Origin of the sequence: Collinsella sp. CLA-ER-H8 (genome assembly GCF_040092335.1) — a bacterium.
Taxonomy (GTDB): domain Bacteria; phylum Actinomycetota; class Coriobacteriia; order Coriobacteriales; family Coriobacteriaceae; genus Collinsella.
This window is the reverse complement of record NZ_JBBNLU010000015.1, coordinates 22,945-42,847: the sequence shown is the minus strand read 5'-3', so window position 1 is coordinate 42,847 and position 19,903 is coordinate 22,945. Positions and strand designations below refer to the sequence as shown.

The window sequence follows — 19,903 nt, the reverse complement described above, 5'->3', positions numbered from 1 at the left end:
TTCTATCTATATACAACCGGCACGCGTATGCGGCCCGCCCAGCGATACAACGCTCAGCGGGAATATTGAGCCTTTTACCGAAAACTCGTTTATTTTAGCGATTTTAGATGAGAGGGGTTTCCTCACCTGCAGGTTCAGGGTCGCTCCACATAAAACCATCGCCGGCGCCCATGCCCTCATACAGCACATATGCCGAAAAACCACTCTCGAGCGTGGTTTCGAAGAAGCTCACGAGCAGAGCATCGTGATAGCCGCCGTCAATCTCGACGCAGCCGGTGTAGCCGATGGCATAGCGAGCGATACGGCCCAGGCCCTCGTCCTTAAGACCCATCTTGTGCTCGGAGATAAAGTTGGTGGCCGCCTCGAGGCACGCCTCTTCGCCATCCTCATCGAGCGCCGCCAGATAACGGTTGGAAGCGGCGTCCTCAATTGCCACGACCACGCCAGGGTTTTCACCGGCGGCAAGGTCGTCCAAGAACGCGCCGATCAGATCGCACACCATGGCGTCGAGCTCGGCGGAGACGTTACCGGCGTCCTGCATATCCTGTGCCATCTTTAGACCTTCCCATCGAGTCTGGCGTCGTTACAGTTCTTGTGCCTCGGCGGCGATCCTGGCGGCAGCGTCGCGGGCGCGCATCATGTCCGCTGCGCGCTTGTCGAGCACCTTGATCTGACTGGTCAGCATTACCGCATCGACCACACCCCAGATCACAAGGCCCGTAGAGATCGAAAACCCAAGCGCACCAACTGTACCACGAAGGCGCGAGCAGATTGCCGCGACAAGGACGGAGACGACAACCATCTTGATAAACGAGCCGCGGCGCTCGCGAAGCGTGCGGGCCTGCGTCACATAGGCAATGCGAGCCGCCTCAGAAGCCTCCGAGCGCATCTGGGCCTCGCGGGCGATCGCAGCCGCCTCAGCCGACATACCGCCAGCCATCAGCGAACGCTCCGCAGCCTGGGCGCCCAGCATTTAGAAGTCATCGGGGGAGAGCGTATGGACGAACTCGTCGAACTTCTCGAACTCTTGCTCGTCGTCGACTTCCTCGGCATGGGCAGAAACGGTGCCCAGGCGATTCATGATGTCGTCTTCAACGAACATGGGGGCATTACTGCGTACGGCGAGGGCGATGGCGTCGCTCGGACGCGCATCGATCTCATGCTCGTTGCCATCGGCCAACACGACAACCGTCGCGTAAAACACGGGCGGCTCGGCGCGAACGATTTCGATGCGTTCGAGCTTGGCACCCAGGGCACCAACAGTATCGAGCAACAGGTCATGGGTAATCGGGCGCTCGGCGCGACCGCTATCGATGCCGCGGCTAATGGCAGCAGCTTCAAACGAACCAGTCTGAATGGAAAGGGAACGCAGTGGCGCAGGCGAGTCCGATTTGCTGCAGCGCTCGCGAAGCACGATAAGCGATGGCACGGGACCGGCGGCCATGACGATGGTCTCTATGTCGACACGAACCATGGAACACCTCCGGTACGTAGCGGTTAACACGCGGCAGTCCGCCGCATTGAATAGCTATACTACCCAAACTTTCGCACAGCACACAAAACCAAAATGAGATTTATCGCAGACAAGAAAAAAGCCCCGAGGCAATGCCCCAGGGCTCTTCACAGTTTTGATGGTGGACCTGACAAGATTCGAACTTGTGACCTCCCGGTTATCAGCCGGACGCTCTAACCAACTGAGCTACAGGTCCATCATGGTGGAGGTTAGGGGGATCGAACCCCTGACCTCAGGCTTGCAAAGCCCGCGCTCTCCCAGCTGAGCTAAACCCCCACGGAGACAGTAATAAACACCCCAGCGGCGACTCGGCTCTCGCTGGGGTGTTTATTGCGAAAGAAAGTGGTGGACCTGACAAGATTCGAACTTGTGACCTCCCGGTTATCAGCCGGACGCTCTAACCAACTGAGCTACAGGTCCATCGCGCAAGGGATATATTAGACGAGTCGTTACGCGCGCGTCAACAACTTTTTTGAAAATCTTTGAGGGGTGTCGGCCCCGGCTGCCCGGCGGCATGCGAAGTCGCCTGCTCGGACAGTCCTGCTCGCACGGAGAGCACATTAAGTGCTCTCCGGCTCGTGCGGAACTCGCGATCGACTTCGCATGCCGCCGGGCAGCCGGGGCCGACGCGGGGTTCAAAGGTTTTCAAAAAAGCGGTCGGCGCGCAGTGCGCCGACCGCCGATATATGGGGTCTGATATTTTCTACCAGTTAGGGCCTCTTACTCGTCGAGGAGATCTTCCGGCATGTCGTTGCCGTCGCCTAGATCGACAGGGGTTTCTTCGGGGGCGGAGCCGTTTTCCGTGGCTTCGCCTTCGGGCTTCTCTTTGGCGGCTGTCATGCGGGCTACGGCGCAGATGCGGTCGTTGTCGTCGACGGTCATCATCTTGACGCCCTGGGTGGCGCGGCCGGTCTGGCTGATCTCGTCGGTCTTGACGCGAATGACCGTCGCGCCCTCCGTCACGATGAACAGCTCGTGCTGCGGGCCCACCGTCTTCATGGCCGCGAGGTTACCCTTACGTTCGGTCATTTGAATGGTGTAGACGCCCTGGCCGCCGCGATTCTGCTCCGGGTAGTCCGCGACCGGCGTGCGCTTGCCGTAGCCGCGCTCGGTGATGACGAATAGATCGCCGTTGCCGTTAGTGACTTCCATACCCAGAACGCTCACGCCGTCCTTCAGACCGATACCGCGAACGCCGCTGGTATCGCGGCCGGTGGCGCGCACCTGCTCCTCGGAGAACATGATCGCCTTGCCCGCGGTGGTGGCCAGGATAATCTTGTCGCCGTCGCGCACGCGGCGCACGTTCAGCAGCGCGTCGTCGTCACGCAGGTTGATAGCGATCAGGCCGTCGCGACGGCTGCGGTCATATGCGCTCATCACGGTCTTTTTGACCATGCCGCTCTTGGTGGCAAACATCAGGTACTCGTCGGCCGGGAACTCGCGGCAGCTGATGACGCTCGCGATCTTCTCGCCTTCCTCGAAGGGCAGCAGGTTGACGATCGCGGTACCGCGCGCCTGGCGCGTACCCACCGGCAGCTCGTGCACCTTCAGGCGATAGACCTTGCCCTTGCTCGAGAAGAACAGCACGTACTCGTGCGTGGACGCGATGAACATCTCATCGATAACGTCGTCCTCTTTGAGGTTGACGCCCGACACGCCCTTGCCACCGCGCTTCTGGGCACGGTAGGCAGCCACTGGGATACGCTTAACGTAGCCGGTGTGGGTGATGGTCACGACCATATCCTCGTCGGCGATGAGGTCCTCGACATCCAGGTCCTTCTCAACCTGGCTGATTTCGGTACGGCGCTTGTCGCCAAACTTCTTGGAGATCTCGCGCATCTCTTCCTTGATGACGCCCAGAATCTTCTCCTCGTGCGCCAGCAGGTCCTCGTAGTAGGCGATGGCGCGGCGCAGGCCGTCCAACTCTTCTTGGATCTTGTCGCGCTCCAGGCCGGTCAGGCGGCGCAGCTTCATCTCGAGGATGGCCGTGGTCTGCTCGGGCGTAAAGCCAAAGCGTTCGATCAGTCGGCTGCTGGCCTCGGAGTCGGTCTGCGAGGAGCGGATGATGCTGATGACCTCGTCGATATGGTCAAGGGCCATCAGGTAGCCCTCGAGGATATGCGCGCGGGCCTGGGCCTTCTTAAGGTCGAAGCGGGTGCGGCGGGTGACGACGTCGACCTGGTGGTCGATGTAGTGCTGCAGCATCTCGCGCAGGCTCAGGCATTTGGGAACGCCGTTGACGAGTGCCAGGTTGTTGGCGCCAAAGGTCGTCTGCAGCGAGGTGTACTTATACAGGTTGTTGAGCACGACCTGCGGAATGACGCCCTTCTTGAGCTCGATGACCAGACGGATGCCCTTCTGGTTGGACTCATCGCGCATATCCGAGATGCCCTCAATGCGCTTGTCGTTGACGAGTTGGGCGATCTTCTCCTGCAGGGTGCCCTTGTTGACCATGTAGGGAATCTCGGTAATGACCAGGCGGCTGCGGCCGGTCTTGGTGGACTCCACATGTGCCTTGGCACGCACGGTAATGGAACCGCGGCCGGTCTCATAGCTCTGCTTAATGCCGGCGCTGCCCATGATGATGGCGCCGGTGGGGAAGTCCGGACCGGGCATGATCTGCATGAGCTCGTCGACGGTGGCGTCGGGGTTGTCGATCAGGTAGCAGGTGGCCTCGATCGCCTCGGTGAGGTTATGCGGGGCGATGTTGGTGGCCATGCCGACGGCGATGCCCTGGCTGCCGTTGACCAGCAGGTTGGGGAAGCGCGCAGGCAGTGCCACGGGCTCGGCGAGCGATTCGTCGTAGTTGGGCTGCCAGTCGACGGTATCCTTCTGCAAGTCACGCAGCAGTTCCATGGCGGGCTTGGCCAGGCGGCTCTCGGTGTAACGCATGGCCGCCGCGCCGTCGCCATCGATGTTGCCGAAGTTGCCGTGACCGTCGATGAGCGGCGTGCGCATGGAGAACCACTGCGCCAGGCGGACCATGGCCTCGTAGACCGCAGAGTCACCGTGCGGGTGGTACTTACCGATAACTTCGCCGACCGTCCAGGCCGACTTCTTGTGTGGGCGGTTGGGGTAGATGCCGCTCTCGTTCATCGCGTACAGGATGCGGCGGTGTACCGGCTTTAAGCCGTCGCGCACGTCCGGCAGGGCACGCGCTGTGATAACCGACATCGAATACTCGATGAACGACTGCTTCATCTCGCGACCGAACTCCGAAATCTGGAGCTGGCCGCCGTTGATGTCCTCGCCGGCCGAGGCGCCGCGATCGACTTCGCCAAAGCTCTCCTCGAGCTCACCGTCGTCGTCCTCTTCCTCATCATCATCGGCATCGGGGTTATAGGCGTCCGGATCGCCGTCCTCGCCCTGCTCAGCACGGGCAAGCAGGCGCTTCAGATCATCGGGCATACCGGCATCGCCGGCCTCGTCCATACCCTCGTTATTGTTGATATCGTCTGCCACGTTACCTCCTCTTAAGCGTCAAGGAATCGTGCATCATGTGCATGCTTCTCGATGTACTCGCGGCGATAGCCGACCTCGGAACCCATCAGCTCGCGCACGGCGCGGTCCGCCACCACGGCGTCCTCGATCGACACACGCTGCAGAATGCGGGTCTTTGGGTCCATCGTCGTCGAGGCAAGCTGTTTGGGGTCCATCTCGCCCAGGCCCTTGTAGCGCTGGACGGTATAGCCCTTGCGCTTTTTGGTGATCTTGCCGTCCTTGGCCTTGCCGTCCTCGTCGTTATCGTCGGGGTTCAGGCCCAGACTCTGGATGGTATCGCGCAGGATCTCGTCTTCGGGCTGGCGGCCGTTGGGATACACGTAGTGGATCTTGTTGCGCACCTTAATGCCAAAGATGGGCGGGCAGGCAACATAGACGTAGCCGGCATCGATCAGCGGACGCATGTACTTGTAGAAGAACGTCAGCAGCAGGATGCGGATATGCGCGCCGTCGACGTCTGCATCGGTCATGATGATGATCTTGTGGTAGCGCGCCTTGGTGATATCGAAATCGCCGCCGTCGCCGGCACTCGTCGTGACGCCGCAGCCGATCGCGGTAATCAGCGACTGGATGGTGTCACTCGAGAACGCGCGATGGTCACCAACGCGCTCGACGTTCAAAATCTTGCCGCGCAGGGGCAGAATCGCCTGGATGTCTCGGCGACGGCCGTCCTTGGCCGAACCGCCTGCCGAGTCGCCCTCTACGATGAAGAGCTCGGTCAGCTCGGCATCGCGCACCGAGCAGTCGGCGAGCTTACCGGGCAGGGACGCCGTCTCGAGCAGGCTCTTGCGACGCGTCGCCTCGCGCGCCTTGCGGGCGGCGTTGCGCGCCTTGCAGGCCTGTTGCGCCTTCTTGACGATCTCGCGAGCGGGCTTGGGATGCTCCTCGAGGTAATCGACAAGGCCGTCGGTCACAATCTTGAGCGTGAGCGCGCGCATATAGGAGCTGCCGAGCTTGGCCTTGGTCTGGCCCTCAAACTGCGGATCGGGCAGCTTGACCGAGATAACGGCCGAAAGGCCCTCGCGCACATCGTCGCCGGTCAGATTGGCGTCTTTTTCCTTGAGCAGGTTTTGCTTGCGCGCATAGTCGTTGATCACGCGGGTGAGCGCGGTGCGGAAGCCCTCAAGGTGCATGCCGCCTTCGGGGGTGTAGATGTCGTTGGCAAACGACATGACGTTCTCGCCATAGCCGCTATTCCACTGCAGGGAAACCTCGACCTCGCCCATCTTGGCCACAGGCGCGTCCGGGTCCGATTTGCCCTCGATGTAGATGGGCTCCTTAAAGGCCTCGGGAACGTCCTTGCCCTCGTTGAGGAACTTGACGAAGTCGATGATGCCGCCCTCGTAGCAAAACTCCTCCACGTGGGGAGTCGCTTCGCGCTCGTCGGTCAGCACGATTTTGAGATTCTTATTGAGGAACGCCGTCTCCTGCAGACGGTTATGCAGCGTATCGAAATCGTAGATGCAGGTCTCGAAGATCTCATCGTCGGGCCAGAAGGTGACGGTGGTGCCCGTCGAATCCGAGGTGCCCACGACCTCCATCTTCTTGACGGTCTTGCCGCGCGAGAACTCCATCTCGTAGGTGTTGCCATCGCGACGAACCTGAACGACCACGCGCTTGGACAGTGCGTTGACGACGGAGATGCCCACGCCGTGCAGGCCGCCCGAGACCTTATAGGCCGAGTTATCGAACTTACCGCCGGCGTGCAAGATCGTCATGACGACCTCGAGCGTCGGGATCTTTTTAACAGGGTGCTCGTCGACGGGGATGCCGCGCCCGTTGTCGACGACCGTGATGGAGTTGTCGGCGTGGACCGTCACCTGGATCTCGGTGCAGAAACCGGCCATGGCCTCGTCGACGGAGTTGTCAACGATCTCCCACACCAGGTGATGCAGACCGCTGGCGCTCGTCGAGCCGATATACATGCCCGGGCGCTTACGAACGGCCTCGAGACCTTCGAGAATCTTAATCTCGCCGCCATCGTAATCGTTTTCGTTTGCCACACGTCCTCCTTCAGTCAAGAAAATGTGTACAGCCTTACTAGTTTATCGTAAAAAAATAACCTCGGGAACGAGGGTATTTGGCTCTACAAGGCCACCAGATGCGATTTAAGGCTCTTTTTTGCTTTGCACGCCCTTGGCCCACTCGGCACTGGCTCTCATGGCGTTCTCGAGGGCCTCGCGCAGTTTTTGGTCCTCGATGGGTGCCACTTGGCGCTCGATCTCGGTGCGCTCGGCCTCACTTAGGTCGGCGTGCGGGGCCGGCGGGCGCTCGGTCGTCGCCGGGCGCAGGCGCTCCTTGGCGGCGGGTGGCGTGTGACCGGGCGCGGTGGTTTTGAACACCAGGCCGTCCACATGCGCACCGGCGCGCTCCATACGCGCGCGGATGATCTCGCGCAACAGCGTCATTTCCTGCGTCCACGAGGGCGAGTCGAGATACACCAGCAGCTCATTGGACTCGGGCAGGTAGCGCAGACCCGTCACATGCCGCCCCTCGCGCGTGCCCGAGCACACCGCGTTCCACGCGCGATAGACCGCACGAGATTCCTCTGCAGCCTCCATCTGCGCGCGGCGCTCAGGTGTCGCGGCCGCCAGGATGCGCTGGCGCTCTGCGTTCAAAAACCCACTGAAGGCGACCGTTTCGCTCTCGCGCTCGTAATTAGCACGTCTCACCCATGCTCACCACCTTGGCTCGATCAAGCAGATCATCGGTAAAGTACCCCAGGTTGGTCGTGGTTATGACCGTCTGGATATCATCGCCGATCAGCCGCAGGAAAGCACCGCGGCGTTCGCCGTCGAGTTCGCTCATCACGTCGTCCAAAAGCAGCAATGGGGCGGTGCCCAGGACATCGCGAGCCACGGCCACCTCCGCCACCTTCCAGGCCAGAACAAACGTTCGCTGCTGACCTTGGCTGGCAAACGAACGGGCGGAACGACCCGCCACGGTAAACTCAATCTCATCGCGATGCGGTCCCACCAACGTCACGCCGCGGCGAATTTCCTCGTCGGCGTGCTCATCAAGGGCGGCCAGCATGCGCTCGTACGCCCAGCCCTTCAGCTCTTCGCGATCCTCGACCTGGGGCAAATCCCCCAGCGTGGACGTATAGGTCACGTTGGCAGCCTCACCGGACGCCACTTGCCCGTAGGCAGTGCGCACATGGCCCGCCAGCCGGTCGAGTAGGGCCAACCGGTGCACGAGCAGGGCCGAGCCCGCGCGGGCAATCGAATCGTTCCACGCGCCGAGCATCTCGCGGCAGCACCAGGTCTCCTTGAGCAAGGCGTTACGCTGGGTCACGCAGCGCCCATAGGTGCTCGCAAGATCGGCATAGCGTGCGCTCAGTTGCATGCCAAAGTCATCGAGGGCGGCGCGGCGCACGCTGGCGCCTCGCTTAACCATGTCCAGATGGTCGGGGCAAAACAGCACGCTCGGCAGAACCCCGCGCACACCGGCGGCAGAGCATCTCTTGCCGTTGCGGCTAAACGAGCGTTTACCGTCCTCCGCGCTCAATCCCATATCAAGTACGCGGCCGTCGCCCTCGAGCCTCAGCTCGATCTTGCACGAGCCCACGCCATCATGGACGAGCTCGGCTGCGGTCGGATGCCTAAACGAGGCGCCGCTCGTCAGCAGCTGCAGCGCCTCTATGAGATTGGTCTTTCCCGCCGCGTTGGGTCCCGCAAGTATCGTCACGCCCTCGTCCAGGGCAAGACGATAGTTATCGAAGCTGCGGTAGTGCGCGACGGAAAGATCGCGGGCGAACATGGTCATAGGGCGGTTGCTAGATGCGGACCGGCATGACCAGGTACAGGTAGTTGATCTTGTCGTAGGACTTGAAGATGCCCGCCTGCGAGTAGCTCTTGAGCTCCAGCGTGATCTCCTTCTCCTTGGACAGGGCATTGAGGCAGCCGAAGATGTAGTGGTAGTTGAAGGCGATGGTACCCGACTCGCCCTCGGCCTCGACATCGATCGTCTCCTGTGCAAGGTCCTGGTCATTGGAAATGGAGGACAGGCCCATCTGCCCGTTCTCGACATCGATCTCGAACTTGACGGCGGGGTTGGCGCTCGCGATAACGGCCACGCGCTTGAGGGCGGCGTTAAAGGCGGCGACGTCGATCTTGACGCTCGTCACGCACGAATCGGGGATGAGCTGCTTGTAGTTGGGGTACACGCCCTCGATGCGGCGCGACACGTAGGTGGTATTGCCGGCCTCGAAGACGACCTGGGTGTCGGTAGCCCCGATCATGATGGTCGCCTGGCTGGCCATGATGTTCAGCGCGTCGTTAAAGGCGTCAGCCGGAACGTTGAGCTCAAAGGAACCCTCGAGGGTCGAGGTCTCAACCTGCGTATCGCACACGGCCAAGCGGAAGGAATCGGTCGCCACCAGGCGCACGGTGTTGTTCTCGACCTTCATGTGCACGCCGCCCAGGATGGGGCGGGCCTTGTCGGTCGAGGTGACGCGCCATACGCGCCCGACCATCTCGGACAAGATATCGGTCGGCAGCTCCACGGCGCTCTCGATGGCATAGGCCGGAAACTCGGGGAAGTCATTGGCATCGAGCGTGTTCAGGCGGAACGAGCTCTTCTCGCAACCAATCAGCACCTGGCGCTCGGACAGCTCAAAGGTGACCGGGGCATCGGGGAGGGTCTTGGTGATATTGGAGAGCATCTTACAGGGGATAACCATCTCGCCCTCTTCTTCGACATGCGCCGCGATGCGATGACGGATCGAGATGGTGTAGTTAGAGGTCTGGAATTCCAAGATGCCGTCTTGCGCCTTGACGAGCACGCCCGACAGGATGGGAAGGGTGGATGCCGAAGCGACGCCCTTCATAACGACGCCGATGGCTTGTGTAAGCGAGCTCTGGCTGACGGTGAACTTCATCTTTTAATACCTTTCTATAGATATAAATATCTTAATAATAGTAATAGCACTGACGAAACTGTTGATTACTCCCAAAGACGCAGGTCAGACCCAGAAAGAGAATCGACAGCAACCTGTGTGCAACGGGGGTGGTTTTCCACGTTCAAAACCTGCGCAAAACTTTTCATCACCGCGGGTTGGGTTTTAGACACCTTATGCCCGTGGTTTCGACAAGTTTTCAACAGGTGTCTCTATTTCCCTACGAGCGCAGTGTAATTTTATCGCGCAGCGACTTGAGGTCTTCGGTGACGGTGCGGTCTTCCTGGATCATCTTCTGGACCTTTTTGTAGCTCGTACTGACGGTCGAGTGGTTGCGGTTGCCAAATTCGGCGCCCACCGCCGTGGTCGTCATCTCGCACATCTCGATGGCCAGGTAGATAGCGATATGGCGTGCTTTGGCGATATTGGCGTTGCGACGCGGGCCGATGAGCTCCTCGTGCGTCACGCCGTACTGCTCTTCGATGACAGACTGAACCGTTTGCACGTTGATCTTTTTGGCCGATGTGTCGAAGTACTGGCTGGCGATGGCGTCGATATCGTCAAAGGTGAGCTCCCCGCCCTCGCGTTCGCGGTCGCCCGCCTCGCCGGCGCAGCGCTCGCAGAAGCTCTCGAGTTCGCGGATGTTGGTGCCCGACACCTCTGCCATGTGCTTAAAGTGCTCATCGGTCAGGTGCCCGCCGTCGCCCCCATAGGCCGCCAGCAGCGAGTCGTCGCCTGCCTCGGGAGCGGCGACGATGGTGTTCTCGTAATAGCGCTGCAAGATCTTGTATTTCATCTCGTAGCTGGGCTCTGCGACTAGGCAGAGCATGCCGGCGTTGAAGCGGCTGGTCAGACGCTCGTCCATGCTCAGGTCCTTGGGGGCGCGGTCTGCCGCGATGACGACCTTCTTGTTGTTGCGGATGAACTCGTCCATGAGCTGGAAAAAGTAGTCCACGCTCGCGCGCTTGCCGATGATGTTTTGGATGTCATCGATGATGAGCACGTCCACACCGTGGTACGCCTGCATGATGGGGGCGTTGCTCTTCTTTTGGCGGTCGAACTCGGTCATCAGGTCGTCCAGATATGCCTGGGAGTTGGCATACTTGACCTTGATCTCGGGCGACTTCTCGGCGAGCTCGTTTTTGATGGCAAGCAGCAGGTGCGTCTTGCCCAGACCCGATTTGCCGTAGATGAACAGTGATGTGCATGTGCCGCGCTCGTCCGCGAGGGCGGCAAACTTGAGTGCCGAGCGATAGGCATGGCTGTTCTCGGGGCCGTAGACAAAGTTCTCAAAGGTAAATTTTGAGTTCGCGGCGAGCGGGGCTCCATCCGTATTCTGCTCGGCCGGCACGGTCGGTGCTGGCATGGGTGAAGCGGGGGTCGCAGCTTGCGTGGATTTAGTCGGCGCTCCGCCCTTCATCTGGTTCATCATGCGGCGAAAATCGTCGGCCGAGAGCGTGTTTTTGATTGCAATGCCCGAATCCGCGCCCGCCGCTGCGTCGTGAGCGATGGGCATGTGCGTGACGGGTGCGTTCGTTGACGTCGCTACCGCGGTCGGCAACGGCGCCATGGTTTCACGGGAAACATCGCTGTGCTGGTGCTCGATTGTCGGCACGTCGCTTGCGGAGGCTGGTACCGTCGGGGAAGCAGCGGGAGCCGTGGCGGGCGCCGTCGCGACAGCGGATTCCGTCGCGGCGCCTTGCGGCGCCACGATGTCGAGCGCAATCGGTGCAAAGGCGATTTCTTCCAGATAAGCCTCAATAGTCGGCTGATGCTTTTTGAGCTGCGCGATGGCAAAGCGCGAGGGGGCCTCGATCGTGAGCGTATCTTCGGTCAGGCTTATGGCGCGCGATTGCCCCAGCATGTTGATGAGGCGTGCATCTTGGCCGTCGCGCTGGCAAAAGGCGATGGCGTCCCCCAGGATGATGCTTGCTTCCTCGTCCACTGTCTCTCCCGTTCTTTAGCTCTGAGCTCGCACGCGAGCGGCGCCGAGTTCGGTCAGATGGTATTTCTGGCCATGCTTGATGACCAAGCCGGCCTGCGCCAAGTCATTGAGCGTGCGTGACCAAGTGGGGGCCGAGTTTCCAAACGCCCTCGCCAGATCGGTTGCACCGCACGCTTGATTTTGCGCTAGATAGCCCAGCGCGGCGTTGCCGCGATCGCTTACGAACACGTCCGGTTGTGGCTGCGCATACTGATTTGCTGCATTAGGATACATCATTTGAGCTGCTGGTTGTTGAGAACTCTGCATCGGCGGCATTTGCTGTTGAAAACTTTGAGGCCACTGTTGGTAAGGCTGCGGAGGCATCTGCTGGGCCCAGGGGTTGTACTGCTGCTGCGGCATCTGCTGGTACGGCTGCTGATACCCCTGCTGGTACTGCTGCGGGAACTGCTGGCCGTACCCCAGCGGCGGCATCTGCTGATATGGATATCCCTGTTGGTACGGCTGATAGCCCATTTGCTGGCCACCCGGTGCGCCCGTCGCCTGCTGCATTGCTGCTGCATCCTGATCCGCCAGCGGCACGGCCTCTGGCATGTTTGGCGGCATCGACATCGATGTCGCCTGGGGCTCTTGTGTGGGAAGCATTCCGGGCTGCTGCATCTGCCTCACGGGGGGCTGCATCTGCTGCGTTGCCATGGGCTGCTGCGCAAAAGCTCCCGGCAGGGGATATGTGGGCTGCTCCGTCTCGGGCCGCACGGCAGCACCGCGTCCGCCGGCACGCTCGATTTCCTGCACTCGTTTAGGGTTCAGGCTTACCGTAACCACGGTGCCGTTGCCCATGTTGTCCTCGATGGATACGGCACCGCCGGCGTTTTCCAAATACTCCTGCACCATGGGAAACCCTGCTCCGGTTCCACGGATATAGCGCTTCATCTTGCTGTTTGCGCTGGTAACGCCAAAGTCGAAGGCGCGTTCCTTGTCGTCGATGCCGGGTCCTTGATCAGCAAAGCGGATGGTGTCTCCGCCGTCCAGAATCGAGATGATGGGCTCGGCAAAGTGCGCGTGGATAAAGTTTTCGACAATCTCGCGGATGACCATGAGCGAGATATGGCCACCTTGTTCTTTCATGCACTGGTAGACGGTGTTGGTCGTCTCTTCCAAATACGTGCGGACATCTTGCGGATCAATGACGATTACACGCGGTGTCGACAGCATGTCGTCATAGACGGCGATGCGCGCGGCGTACATGGCTTTTGGCGCCTGCGTGGTCGTCTGCTCTCCTTCCGCATGCTCTTCGCGCACGCCGGTGATGTGTTCGTTGTCGGGTGCCGGGTCTCCGGAATCGACCATGGTGTAAAAGTCGTCAGACATGCCGCTCGCAATCTTTCAAAAGGTTTCGAACAAATAGTAGCTCACCGTGCAATGTTTCTCATCTTTCGACAACTTTTCAAAACCTGTTGAAAACTTTGGAAAACGGGCGAAAAGTTCTCAACATTGCCAACATGACCTGTTGAAAACTCGATGAAATATCGTGAAAAGTTGCCATGCACCGCTAAATCGAGCTTGGCTTATGGGGGAACCGTGTGAACTGCGCAACCTTTTACCTTTGATTTCTTGACATTTGAACATTGATTTCCCTACAATCTTCAAGCTCACGTGTCTATATCTGCGTCCGCGTCCCCGCGGACACTCGAAATGCAGCAGGAGGAACTTAAGATGAAGCGTACGTATCAGCCTAATAAGCGTAAGCGTGCCAAGACCCATGGCTTCCGTGCCCGTATGGCCACTAAGGGTGGTCGTGCCGTGCTCGCCCGTCGTCGTGCCAAGGGCCGCAAGCGTCTCACTGTCTAGCAGCGATACACACATCTCGCATGAAGACTATTAAGTCTCGGCAAGATTTCGAGCATGTGTTCAGTCAGGGGCGTCGTTTCAATCACCCTCTGATTCGAATGACCATATGTGAATCGGTTGGCGAAGGCGACTCCGGAAGGGTCGCCTTCGTTGGTGCTAAGCGACTCGGTTGTGCCGTCGTGCGCAACCGATCTAAGCGTGTGATGCGCGAGGCCGCCCGCAGCTGCGGATTTCCCGTTGCGGGTTATGACATCATCTTGTTTGCAACTCCCAAGACGAGGGTTTCCTCGCCGCAGGAGATGGACAAGGCGTTGCGTTCGCTTATGAAGCGCGCCGGCGTTGCCGGGGAGGAGCGATGAGCAATCACGTTTTGCGACGTGTTGCCATCGCTCCTATTCGCATATATCAACAGGTTATTTCGCCCTTATTGCCTGACGCCTGCATTTATTACCCAACGTGCTCGCAATACGCCGTCCAGGCGATTGAGAAGCACGGTGTTTTGAGAGGCTGCTGGCTTGCCGTGAGGCGCATCGCTCGCTGCAATCCCCTGCACGTCGGCGGTTATGACCCTGTGCCCTAGCGGGCACTCGCTATCGGAGGAAAACTTACATGTGGGATTGGATCGTTAACATCCTTTTCGAGCTGCTCAAGCTCATCCAGACCTTTGCGGTCGACTGGGGCCTGTCCATCATCATCCTGGTGGTCATCATCCGTCTGCTGCTGACGCCGCTCATGCTCAAGTCGACCAAGTCGACGGCTCGCATGCAGGTGCTGCAGCCCAAGATGCTCGAGATCCAGGAGCGCTATGCCGACGATCCCCAGCGTCAGGCCGAGGAGATGCAGAAGTTCTACAGCGAGAACAAGTTCAACCCCATGGCTGGCTGTCTGCCGCTGCTGATTCAGATGCCTATCCTGTTCGCCCTGTTTACATTGCTGCGCAACCTGCCGCAGTACTTTAACGACGGCACGTTCTCGTTCTTCAACATCCTGCCCGACCTGACCACCACGCCGAGCGCTTCCTTTGCCGATGGCTTTATGGTTGCACTGCCTGCGCTGGTTTGCCTGATCCTGTTCGCCGTCCTGACCCTGATTCCGCAGCTCTATATGTCGCGCAACCAGACCGGCCAGCAGGCTCAGAGCATGCGTATGATGGCCGTTGTCATGACGGTCATGATGCTTTGGATGGGCTGGAGCTTTCCCGTTGGTGTTCTGCTGTACTACGACGTCTCGTCTGCTTGGCAGGTTATCCAGCAGATTTTTGTGACGCAGAAGGTCATCGACAAGGCGAAGGCCGATGAGGAGGAGCGTCTTAAGAACGCTCCGCTGCAGGTTGAGGTCACTCGTCGAGAGAAGAAGCCGCGCCCGCACAAGAAGAAGTAGTGGGATATCAATCTTATTTAGGTACCTAACTTTTGGAGTACGTTATGTCTGAAGAGATCATCGAGGATATGCTTGAGGAGGTTGCCCCGCAGGTCGCGGGCGATTATCCCGAGATTGCACAGCGCTACAAGGCTGGTGAAGAGCTGACCGATGAGGAGCTCGACACCATTGCCGATGTTGCGATTTCCATCCTGCGTTCCATCCTTTCGCACTTCGATGCCGCCAACTCTCCTATCGATGAGTATGAGGGCGACGAGGGTGAGCTGATTTTGGATGTAACGGCTCCCGACCTTGCTGTTCTCATTGGCCGTCATGGTCGCACCCTTGATGCCCTTCAGGTTATGTTCTCTTTGCTGGTGAGCCGCAAACTTGGCTTTAGGTATCCGGTTGTAGTGGACGTAGAGGGATACAAGAGTCGCCGTCAGGACAAGGTTGCTTCCATGGCTCAGTCTGCTGCCGAGCGTGCCATCCGCACTCATAAGAGTGTTTCGCTTCCGCCCATGAATGCCTACGAGCGTCGACTGGTTCACATTGCACTTCGTGGCAATGATGCCGTCGATACTCATTCTGAGGGTTCTGACCCTGATCGCCATGTGGTGATTGTTGCTCGATAATCTTCTCGAGCTTATGCTAAGGGGACGTGGTTTCCACGTCCCCTTTTTTTGTCAAAAGTTCTCGATACACTGATTTTTGTCAGAAAGGAGCTTTCGTTGTTAGTACTTACTGATCAGCAGGCTGACGAGATGTTGAGTCGTCTAACTTCCTATTGCAAAGAGTATTCCTTGAGCGTAACTGATGTTGAGCTGAGGAAATGTATTCAGCATTTGGATTTGGTTCTAGAAACAAATAAGACAACCAATCTCACCCGTATTCTTAACGTAGAAGATGCTGCAGTACTTCATATCCTCGACTCACTTGTTTTGCTCCCCTATATCAACAAGGCTCCTGAGGGAGCTTTGCTCGATATGGGAACAGGTGCGGGCTTCCCTGGTATTCCATTAACCATAACCACGCATCGTAAAGCTACTTATATTGACTCTGTTGGCAAGAAGGCTGATGCAGTCAATTCCTTTATCCATGCTCTTGGATTGAAACATGCTCATGCGGTCCATGATCGTCTTGAAGAATATGCTCGAAGCCATAAGAAGCAGTTCTCTGTCGTAACCGCCCGCGCACTGGCCCCTTTACCGATTCTTGTTGAGTATGCGGCGCCGTACCTCAAGGATGGAGGGCTATTTGTTATCACCAAGGGCAATCCTTCGGATGAGGAGCTTGCTTCCGGCATATCAGCAGCAAAGATTTGCGGCTTCACTTTGCTTCTGAATGACGCTATCGATTTGCCTGAGGGCCTGGGCCACAGGGAGTTCATTGTTCTTAAGAAGAGCCATCCAGCATCCGTTTCATTGCCTCGTGCAAATGGCATGGCCAAGAAGAATCCGCTTGCCTAGATGTTTCACGTGAAACATAATGGATACTAACAACTTGCAGTGTTTCACGTGAAACATGGCGGTTGATATCGAATCGGAATGTTTCACGTGAAACATCCTCCGTTTGACAGCTTTAATACACACCAGGAGGGACCGTGGGATTTCGCGACGTTAAGCGTTCTAAGAGCGCAAAAGACACGCGTATTATTGCAATCATCAATCAAAAAGGCGGCGTCGGTAAGTCAACGACGGCTGTAAACCTTGCAGCAGCACTGGGTGAGCAGGGTCGTAAGACGCTGATTGTCGATTTTGATCCGCAAGGAAACAGCACTAGCGGATTTGGAATTGAAAAAGAAGACCTTGACCACTGCATTTATGATGCATTGTTGAATGATGTGCCGGCAGAATCGCTTGTCCTTGATACAAATTGCAAAAAGGTATTCGTAATTCCGGCTACAATTCAGCTTGCAGGCGCCGAAATTGAGCTCGTAAGCGCAATTGCTCGTGAAACCCGCCTCAAAGATTTGCTTGAGCCGATTCAGGACGAGTTCGATTTTATTTTCATTGACTGTCCTCCTTCGCTCGGCTTGCTTACCATCAACGCCTTGACCGCAGCAGACAGCGTTTTGATTCCGATCCAATGCGAGTATTATGCACTCGAGGGCGTTACGAAGCTGCTTGAGTCAATGAAGATGGTCAAATCACGTCTGAACAAGGGCTTAGACACCTATGGTGTGCTTATGACCATGTATGACTCGCGTACTTCTCTATCGAATCAGGTTGTTGAGGAGGTTCAATCGTACTTTGGTGATAAGGCGTTTAAGACGCTGATCCCCCGTACGGTTAAAATCTCCGAAGCTCCGTCTTTTGGAGAACCAGTAATTACCTATGCACCTCAAAATAAGGGTGCAAAAGCGTATATGAACCTTGCAAAAGAGGTGATCAAGCGTGCCTAGTGTAAAGAAACGAGGCGGATTAGGACGTGGCCTCAATGCTTTGGTCTCAGAGGCCGAGTATGAGACCGGTGGTTCGGCTACATCGGCTGCAAATACCGCATCTGAAACAAAACTACCTATTGAGGATATCGTTCCCAACCCTAATCAGCCACGAATTCATTTTAACGAAACTGAACTTCGCGAGTTAAGCGAGTCAATCCAAGAACACGGCGTTTTGCAGCCGCTTTTGGTTCGCAAGCATGGAAACGGCTATGAGATCATTGCTGGTGAGCGTCGTTACCAAGCTTCAAAGCTTGCTGGTCTTGAGGAACTGCCTGTCATCATTAAAGATGTTAACGATGAAGAGATGCTGGCTCTTGCTCTTATCGAAAACCTTCAACGTTCTGATCTGAATCCCGTCGAAGAGGCTAAGGGCTATCGACAGCTCATCGATGCCAGCGGTATGACCCAGGAGGCATTGTCGAGGGCGGTAAGCAAGTCACGCTCTGCAATTACAAACTCGCTGCGCCTTCTTGATCTCCCTGAAGTTGTTCAGCAGATGATTTTTGAGGGCAAACTTACTGCTGGTCATGCGCGTGCGATTCTTGCAGTTCCCTATGAGGACGCTCGAATTCGACTTGCAGAGAAGGTTGTTGCAGAGGGCCTTTCCGTAAGAGCGACAGAAAATCTCGCTCCGTTGTTTTCTGCCGGAGAGACACCTAAGACTCCAAGGCCTGCAACGCCTCAGTCTTTTAAAAAGGCTGCCCGTGTACTTCGTCAGGTATTTAATACCAATGTGCGTGTGAAGAGCTCGCGTGGAAAGAATAAGATTGAGATTGAGTTTAAAGACGAGGAAGAGCTCTCTCGTATTCTTGGCGAGATGATTCAGTTTGATCAAGGAGGCCAAGATGAGGAATAAGATTTTAACTGCGATTGCATTGGCGACGACTGTTGCGGCTGGTGCCATTGCTGGCTATATGATCGCGACAGACGGTGAACTTCGAGGTCGTTTGCTTCGTGGCGCGCAAGATATCGTCGATACTTCCAAAAAGAAAATGGATGTTATGACGGAAGATGTTGCCATGCGTACTGCTCAGGTAACGAAGAATCCCAAGATTAATCAAGGTTGGGTTAGCAACCAATGGGAAAATGTAGGCTATTAGGTACCTAACAATTACTCAGCATATATTGAGGGGTCCTTGTCCGGTTCACGAGACAAGGACCCCTTATTTTGGCCGTAAAAAATGGGACCAGTAGCAGCTGATTCAAAATAAAGGTCAATAAATGAAACGACCACGGTTGCATATTCTGTAACCGGGGTCGTTCGATGTTTCACATGAAACGTTTTGGGGTGCGACTCCCCTATGCGTTCTTCTGAACTTTGAAGCGCTGCTTCAGTTGTCCGCAAGCGGCGTCAATATCGTTACCACGTGAGTTACGAATCGTGGTCTCGATGCCACGGGACTCAAGACGACGCTGAAGATCCTCAACCTTATGAATCGGCGACGGCTTGAGCGGGCTGCCCTCGGTGTCGTTAAGCTGAATCAGGTTAACGTGGCACAGCGTTCCCTCGCAGAAGTCGCAGAGCGCCTGCATCTCGGGATTCGTATCGTTAACGCCTTCGATCATGGCATACTCATAGGTCGGGCGGCGGCCAGTCTTCTCGGTGTAGAGCTGAAGCGCCTCGTGAAGGCGAAGCAGCGTGTACTTCTTAACACCGGGCATGAGCTTATTGCGCGTCGACTGAATGGCGGAATGCAGGGAAACGGCAAGCGTGAATTGCTCGGGGATATCGGCAAATTTGCGAATACCGGGAATAACGCCGCTGGTGGAGACGGTGAGGTGACGAGCACCGATACCAATGCCATCGGGGTCGTTGAGGATTCGCAGCGCCTTGAGAACCTCATCGTAGTTGGCAAACGGCTCGCCCTGGCCCATGAAGACAACGCTCGTGGCACGCTCGCCAAAGTCGTTAGATACATGAAGCACCTGGTCGACGATCTCTTGAGCGGTCAGAGAGCGCTTGAGGCCGTTGAGACCGGTAGCGCAAAAGGCGCAGCCCATGCCACAGCCAGCTTGGGTGGAAACGCAGACGGAAAGCTTGTTACGACGGGGCATACCGACAGTTTCGACGGAAACGCCGTCGTGGTACTCGAGCAGATACTTGCGCGAGCCATCTTTGGAAACTTGCTTGGTGAGTTCAGTGGGCGTGTCAAAGGCAAAAGCCTCTTTAAGCTGCTCGCGGAAAGCCTTGGGAAGGTTGGTCATATCGTCAAACGAACAAACGTTCTTCTCGAAGACCCATTCGATGAGCTGCTTCGCGCGGAAGGCGGGCTGGCCAAGTTCGGCCACGAGCTCGCGAATATCGTTTTGGCTCAAGTCGCGAATGTCCTGAGATTTAGTCCTGGGATTCATGGAAGCCTTTCGATTTTGGGGAAACGTAGAGGGTATCGCTAC

The 19,903-nt window shown here is 57.3% G+C and carries 20 protein-coding genes and 3 tRNA genes; 9 read left to right on the top strand and 14 right to left on the bottom strand.

The features are described 5' to 3' along the window. Window positions 1–103: 103 nt before the first annotated feature. The 13 genes from AAAX72_RS08615 to AAAX72_RS08555 all read right to left on the bottom strand — a co-directional run bounded on the left by AAAX72_RS08615 (window position 104) and on the right by AAAX72_RS08555 (window position 13,224). A complete protein-coding gene (locus tag AAAX72_RS08615; protein WP_089572580.1) occupies window positions 104–553 on the bottom strand; it encodes a hypothetical protein in 450 nt (149 codons plus the stop codon). A 30-nt stretch (window positions 554–583) separates the two neighbouring features. Then, window positions 584–973 (bottom strand): hypothetical protein, encoded by a 390-nt coding sequence (locus tag AAAX72_RS08610; protein WP_349129996.1) that lies wholly within the window; start codon window positions 971–973, stop codon window positions 584–586. Next, window positions 974–1,474 (bottom strand): bifunctional nuclease family protein, encoded by a 501-nt coding sequence (locus AAAX72_RS08605; protein ID WP_349129994.1) that lies wholly within the window; start codon window positions 1,472–1,474, stop codon window positions 974–976. A 158-nt stretch (window positions 1,475–1,632) separates the two neighbouring features. Beyond that, a tRNA-Ile gene (locus tag AAAX72_RS08600) sits at window positions 1,633–1,709 on the bottom strand. A 4-nt stretch (window positions 1,710–1,713) separates the two neighbouring features. Beyond that, window positions 1,714–1,789 (bottom strand) — tRNA-Ala (locus AAAX72_RS08595). Between the two features lie 67 nt (window positions 1,790–1,856). Next, window positions 1,857–1,933 (bottom strand) — tRNA-Ile (locus tag AAAX72_RS08590). Between the two features lie 300 nt (window positions 1,934–2,233). Beyond that, complete coding sequence (gyrA, locus tag AAAX72_RS08585) at window positions 2,234–4,945, bottom strand: DNA gyrase subunit A (protein ID WP_349130002.1); 2,712 nt, start codon at window positions 4,943–4,945, stop codon at window positions 2,234–2,236. Between the two features lie 41 nt (window positions 4,946–4,986). Next, window positions 4,987–7,017, bottom strand: coding sequence for a DNA topoisomerase (ATP-hydrolyzing) subunit B (gene gyrB / locus AAAX72_RS08580; protein ID WP_040360015.1), 2,031 nt, complete (start codon window positions 7,015–7,017; stop codon window positions 4,987–4,989). Window positions 7,018–7,122: 105 nt separating this feature from the next. Then, window positions 7,123–7,686, bottom strand: coding sequence for a DciA family protein (locus AAAX72_RS08575; RefSeq protein WP_346963405.1), 564 nt, complete (start codon window positions 7,684–7,686; stop codon window positions 7,123–7,125). Then, window positions 7,673–8,779: a DNA replication and repair protein RecF gene (gene recF, locus AAAX72_RS08570; protein ID WP_349129993.1), complete on the bottom strand. Its 1,107-nt coding sequence runs from the start codon at window positions 8,777–8,779 to the stop codon at window positions 7,673–7,675. The genes AAAX72_RS08575 and recF overlap by 14 nt, the downstream gene beginning before the upstream one ends. Window positions 8,780–8,789: 10 nt before the next feature. Then, a complete protein-coding gene (dnaN, locus tag AAAX72_RS08565; RefSeq protein ID WP_022094338.1) occupies window positions 8,790–9,893 on the bottom strand; it encodes a DNA polymerase III subunit beta in 1,104 nt (367 codons plus the stop codon). Window positions 9,894–10,131: 238 nt separating this feature from the next. Beyond that, on the bottom strand, window positions 10,132–11,856 hold the full coding sequence (locus AAAX72_RS08560) for a DnaA/Hda family protein (protein ID WP_349129992.1): 1,725 nt from the start codon (window positions 11,854–11,856) through the stop codon (window positions 10,132–10,134). 15 nt (window positions 11,857–11,871) lie between these two features. Continuing rightward, window positions 11,872–13,224, bottom strand: a complete 1,353-nt coding sequence (locus AAAX72_RS08555; protein ID WP_349129991.1) for an ATP-binding protein — start codon at window positions 13,222–13,224, stop codon at window positions 11,872–11,874. Window positions 13,225–13,569: 345 nt separating this feature from the next. Between AAAX72_RS08555 and rpmH the strand changes: the two genes are divergently transcribed. From rpmH to AAAX72_RS08510, 9 genes are all read left to right on the top strand, one after another. Further along, window positions 13,570–13,704 carry a 50S ribosomal protein L34 gene (gene rpmH, locus AAAX72_RS08550; RefSeq protein WP_019127408.1) on the top strand — a complete coding sequence of 45 codons (135 nt, stop codon included), beginning with the start codon at window positions 13,570–13,572 and terminating at the stop codon, window positions 13,702–13,704. 20 nt (window positions 13,705–13,724) lie between these two features. Further along, a complete protein-coding gene (gene rnpA / locus AAAX72_RS08545; protein ID WP_006236191.1) occupies window positions 13,725–14,063 on the top strand; it encodes a ribonuclease P protein component in 339 nt (112 codons plus the stop codon). Then, complete coding sequence (yidD, locus tag AAAX72_RS08540; protein WP_082421942.1) at window positions 14,060–14,284, top strand: membrane protein insertion efficiency factor YidD; 225 nt, start codon at window positions 14,060–14,062, stop codon at window positions 14,282–14,284. The genes rnpA and yidD overlap by 4 nt, the downstream gene beginning before the upstream one ends. A 29-nt stretch (window positions 14,285–14,313) precedes the next feature. Further along, a complete protein-coding gene (locus AAAX72_RS08535; RefSeq protein ID WP_349090988.1) occupies window positions 14,314–15,084 on the top strand; it encodes a YidC/Oxa1 family membrane protein insertase in 771 nt (256 codons plus the stop codon). A 44-nt stretch (window positions 15,085–15,128) separates the two neighbouring features. Next, complete coding sequence (locus tag AAAX72_RS08530; RefSeq protein ID WP_022093802.1) at window positions 15,129–15,698, top strand: R3H domain-containing nucleic acid-binding protein; 570 nt, start codon at window positions 15,129–15,131, stop codon at window positions 15,696–15,698. A gap of 168 nt (window positions 15,699–15,866) precedes the next feature. Then, window positions 15,867–16,532 carry a 16S rRNA (guanine(527)-N(7))-methyltransferase RsmG gene (gene rsmG, locus AAAX72_RS08525; RefSeq protein WP_349129990.1) on the top strand — a complete coding sequence of 222 codons (666 nt, stop codon included), beginning with the start codon at window positions 15,867–15,869 and terminating at the stop codon, window positions 16,530–16,532. A gap of 134 nt (window positions 16,533–16,666) precedes the next feature. Continuing rightward, window positions 16,667–17,467, top strand: a complete 801-nt coding sequence (locus AAAX72_RS08520; RefSeq protein WP_022093800.1) for a ParA family protein — start codon at window positions 16,667–16,669, stop codon at window positions 17,465–17,467. Continuing rightward, the gene (locus AAAX72_RS08515; protein WP_349129988.1) at window positions 17,460–18,365 is read left to right on the top strand and encodes a ParB/RepB/Spo0J family partition protein; all 906 of its coding nucleotides are present in this window, start codon (window positions 17,460–17,462) and stop codon (window positions 18,363–18,365) included. Before AAAX72_RS08520 ends, AAAX72_RS08515 begins: the two co-directional genes overlap by 8 nt. Further along, entirely contained in the window at window positions 18,355–18,609 is a 255-nt protein-coding gene (locus AAAX72_RS08510; protein WP_349129987.1) for a hypothetical protein, read from the top strand. Before AAAX72_RS08515 ends, AAAX72_RS08510 begins: the two co-directional genes overlap by 11 nt. A gap of 199 nt (window positions 18,610–18,808) precedes the next feature. On the opposite strand, the gene rlmN is transcribed toward AAAX72_RS08510, so the two are convergent. Further along, the gene (gene rlmN / locus AAAX72_RS08505) at window positions 18,809–19,861 is read right to left on the bottom strand and encodes a 23S rRNA (adenine(2503)-C(2))-methyltransferase RlmN (RefSeq protein WP_349129985.1); all 1,053 of its coding nucleotides are present in this window, start codon (window positions 19,859–19,861) and stop codon (window positions 18,809–18,811) included. Between the last annotated feature and the right edge of the window lie 42 nt (window positions 19,862–19,903).

Bases quoted from the DNA above. Each gene is read 5' to 3' on its own strand.
- AAAX72_RS08610 (WP_349129996.1), bottom strand. From the start codon at position 973: ATGCTGGGCGCCCAGGCTGCGGAGCGTTCGCTGATGGCTGGCGGTATG.
- rnpA (WP_006236191.1), top strand. From the start codon at position 13,725: ATGAAGACTATTAAGTCTCGGCAAGATTTCGAGCATGTGTTCAGTCAG.
- AAAX72_RS08535 (WP_349090988.1), top strand. From the start codon at position 14,314: ATGTGGGATTGGATCGTTAACATCCTTTTCGAGCTGCTCAAGCTCATC.
- gyrA (WP_349130002.1), bottom strand. From the start codon at position 4,945: ATGGACGAGGCCGGCGATGCCGGTATGCCCGATGATCTGAAGCGCCTG.
- rpmH (WP_019127408.1), top strand. From the start codon at position 13,570: ATGAAGCGTACGTATCAGCCTAATAAGCGTAAGCGTGCCAAGACCCAT.
- AAAX72_RS08555 (WP_349129991.1), bottom strand. From the start codon at position 13,224: ATGTCTGACGACTTTTACACCATGGTCGATTCCGGAGACCCGGCACCC.
- AAAX72_RS08615 (WP_089572580.1), bottom strand. From the start codon at position 553: ATGGCACAGGATATGCAGGACGCCGGTAACGTCTCCGCCGAGCTCGAC.
- AAAX72_RS08605 (WP_349129994.1), bottom strand. From the start codon at position 1,474: ATGGTTCGTGTCGACATAGAGACCATCGTCATGGCCGCCGGTCCCGTG.
- yidD (WP_082421942.1), top strand. From the start codon at position 14,060: ATGAGCAATCACGTTTTGCGACGTGTTGCCATCGCTCCTATTCGCATA.
- AAAX72_RS08510 (WP_349129987.1), top strand. From the start codon at position 18,355: ATGAGGAATAAGATTTTAACTGCGATTGCATTGGCGACGACTGTTGCG.
- AAAX72_RS08530 (WP_022093802.1), top strand. From the start codon at position 15,129: ATGTCTGAAGAGATCATCGAGGATATGCTTGAGGAGGTTGCCCCGCAG.
- recF (WP_349129993.1), bottom strand. From the start codon at position 8,779: ATGACCATGTTCGCCCGCGATCTTTCCGTCGCGCACTACCGCAGCTTC.
- rlmN (WP_349129985.1), bottom strand. From the start codon at position 19,861: ATGAATCCCAGGACTAAATCTCAGGACATTCGCGACTTGAGCCAAAAC.
- dnaN (WP_022094338.1), bottom strand. From the start codon at position 9,893: ATGAAGTTCACCGTCAGCCAGAGCTCGCTTACACAAGCCATCGGCGTC.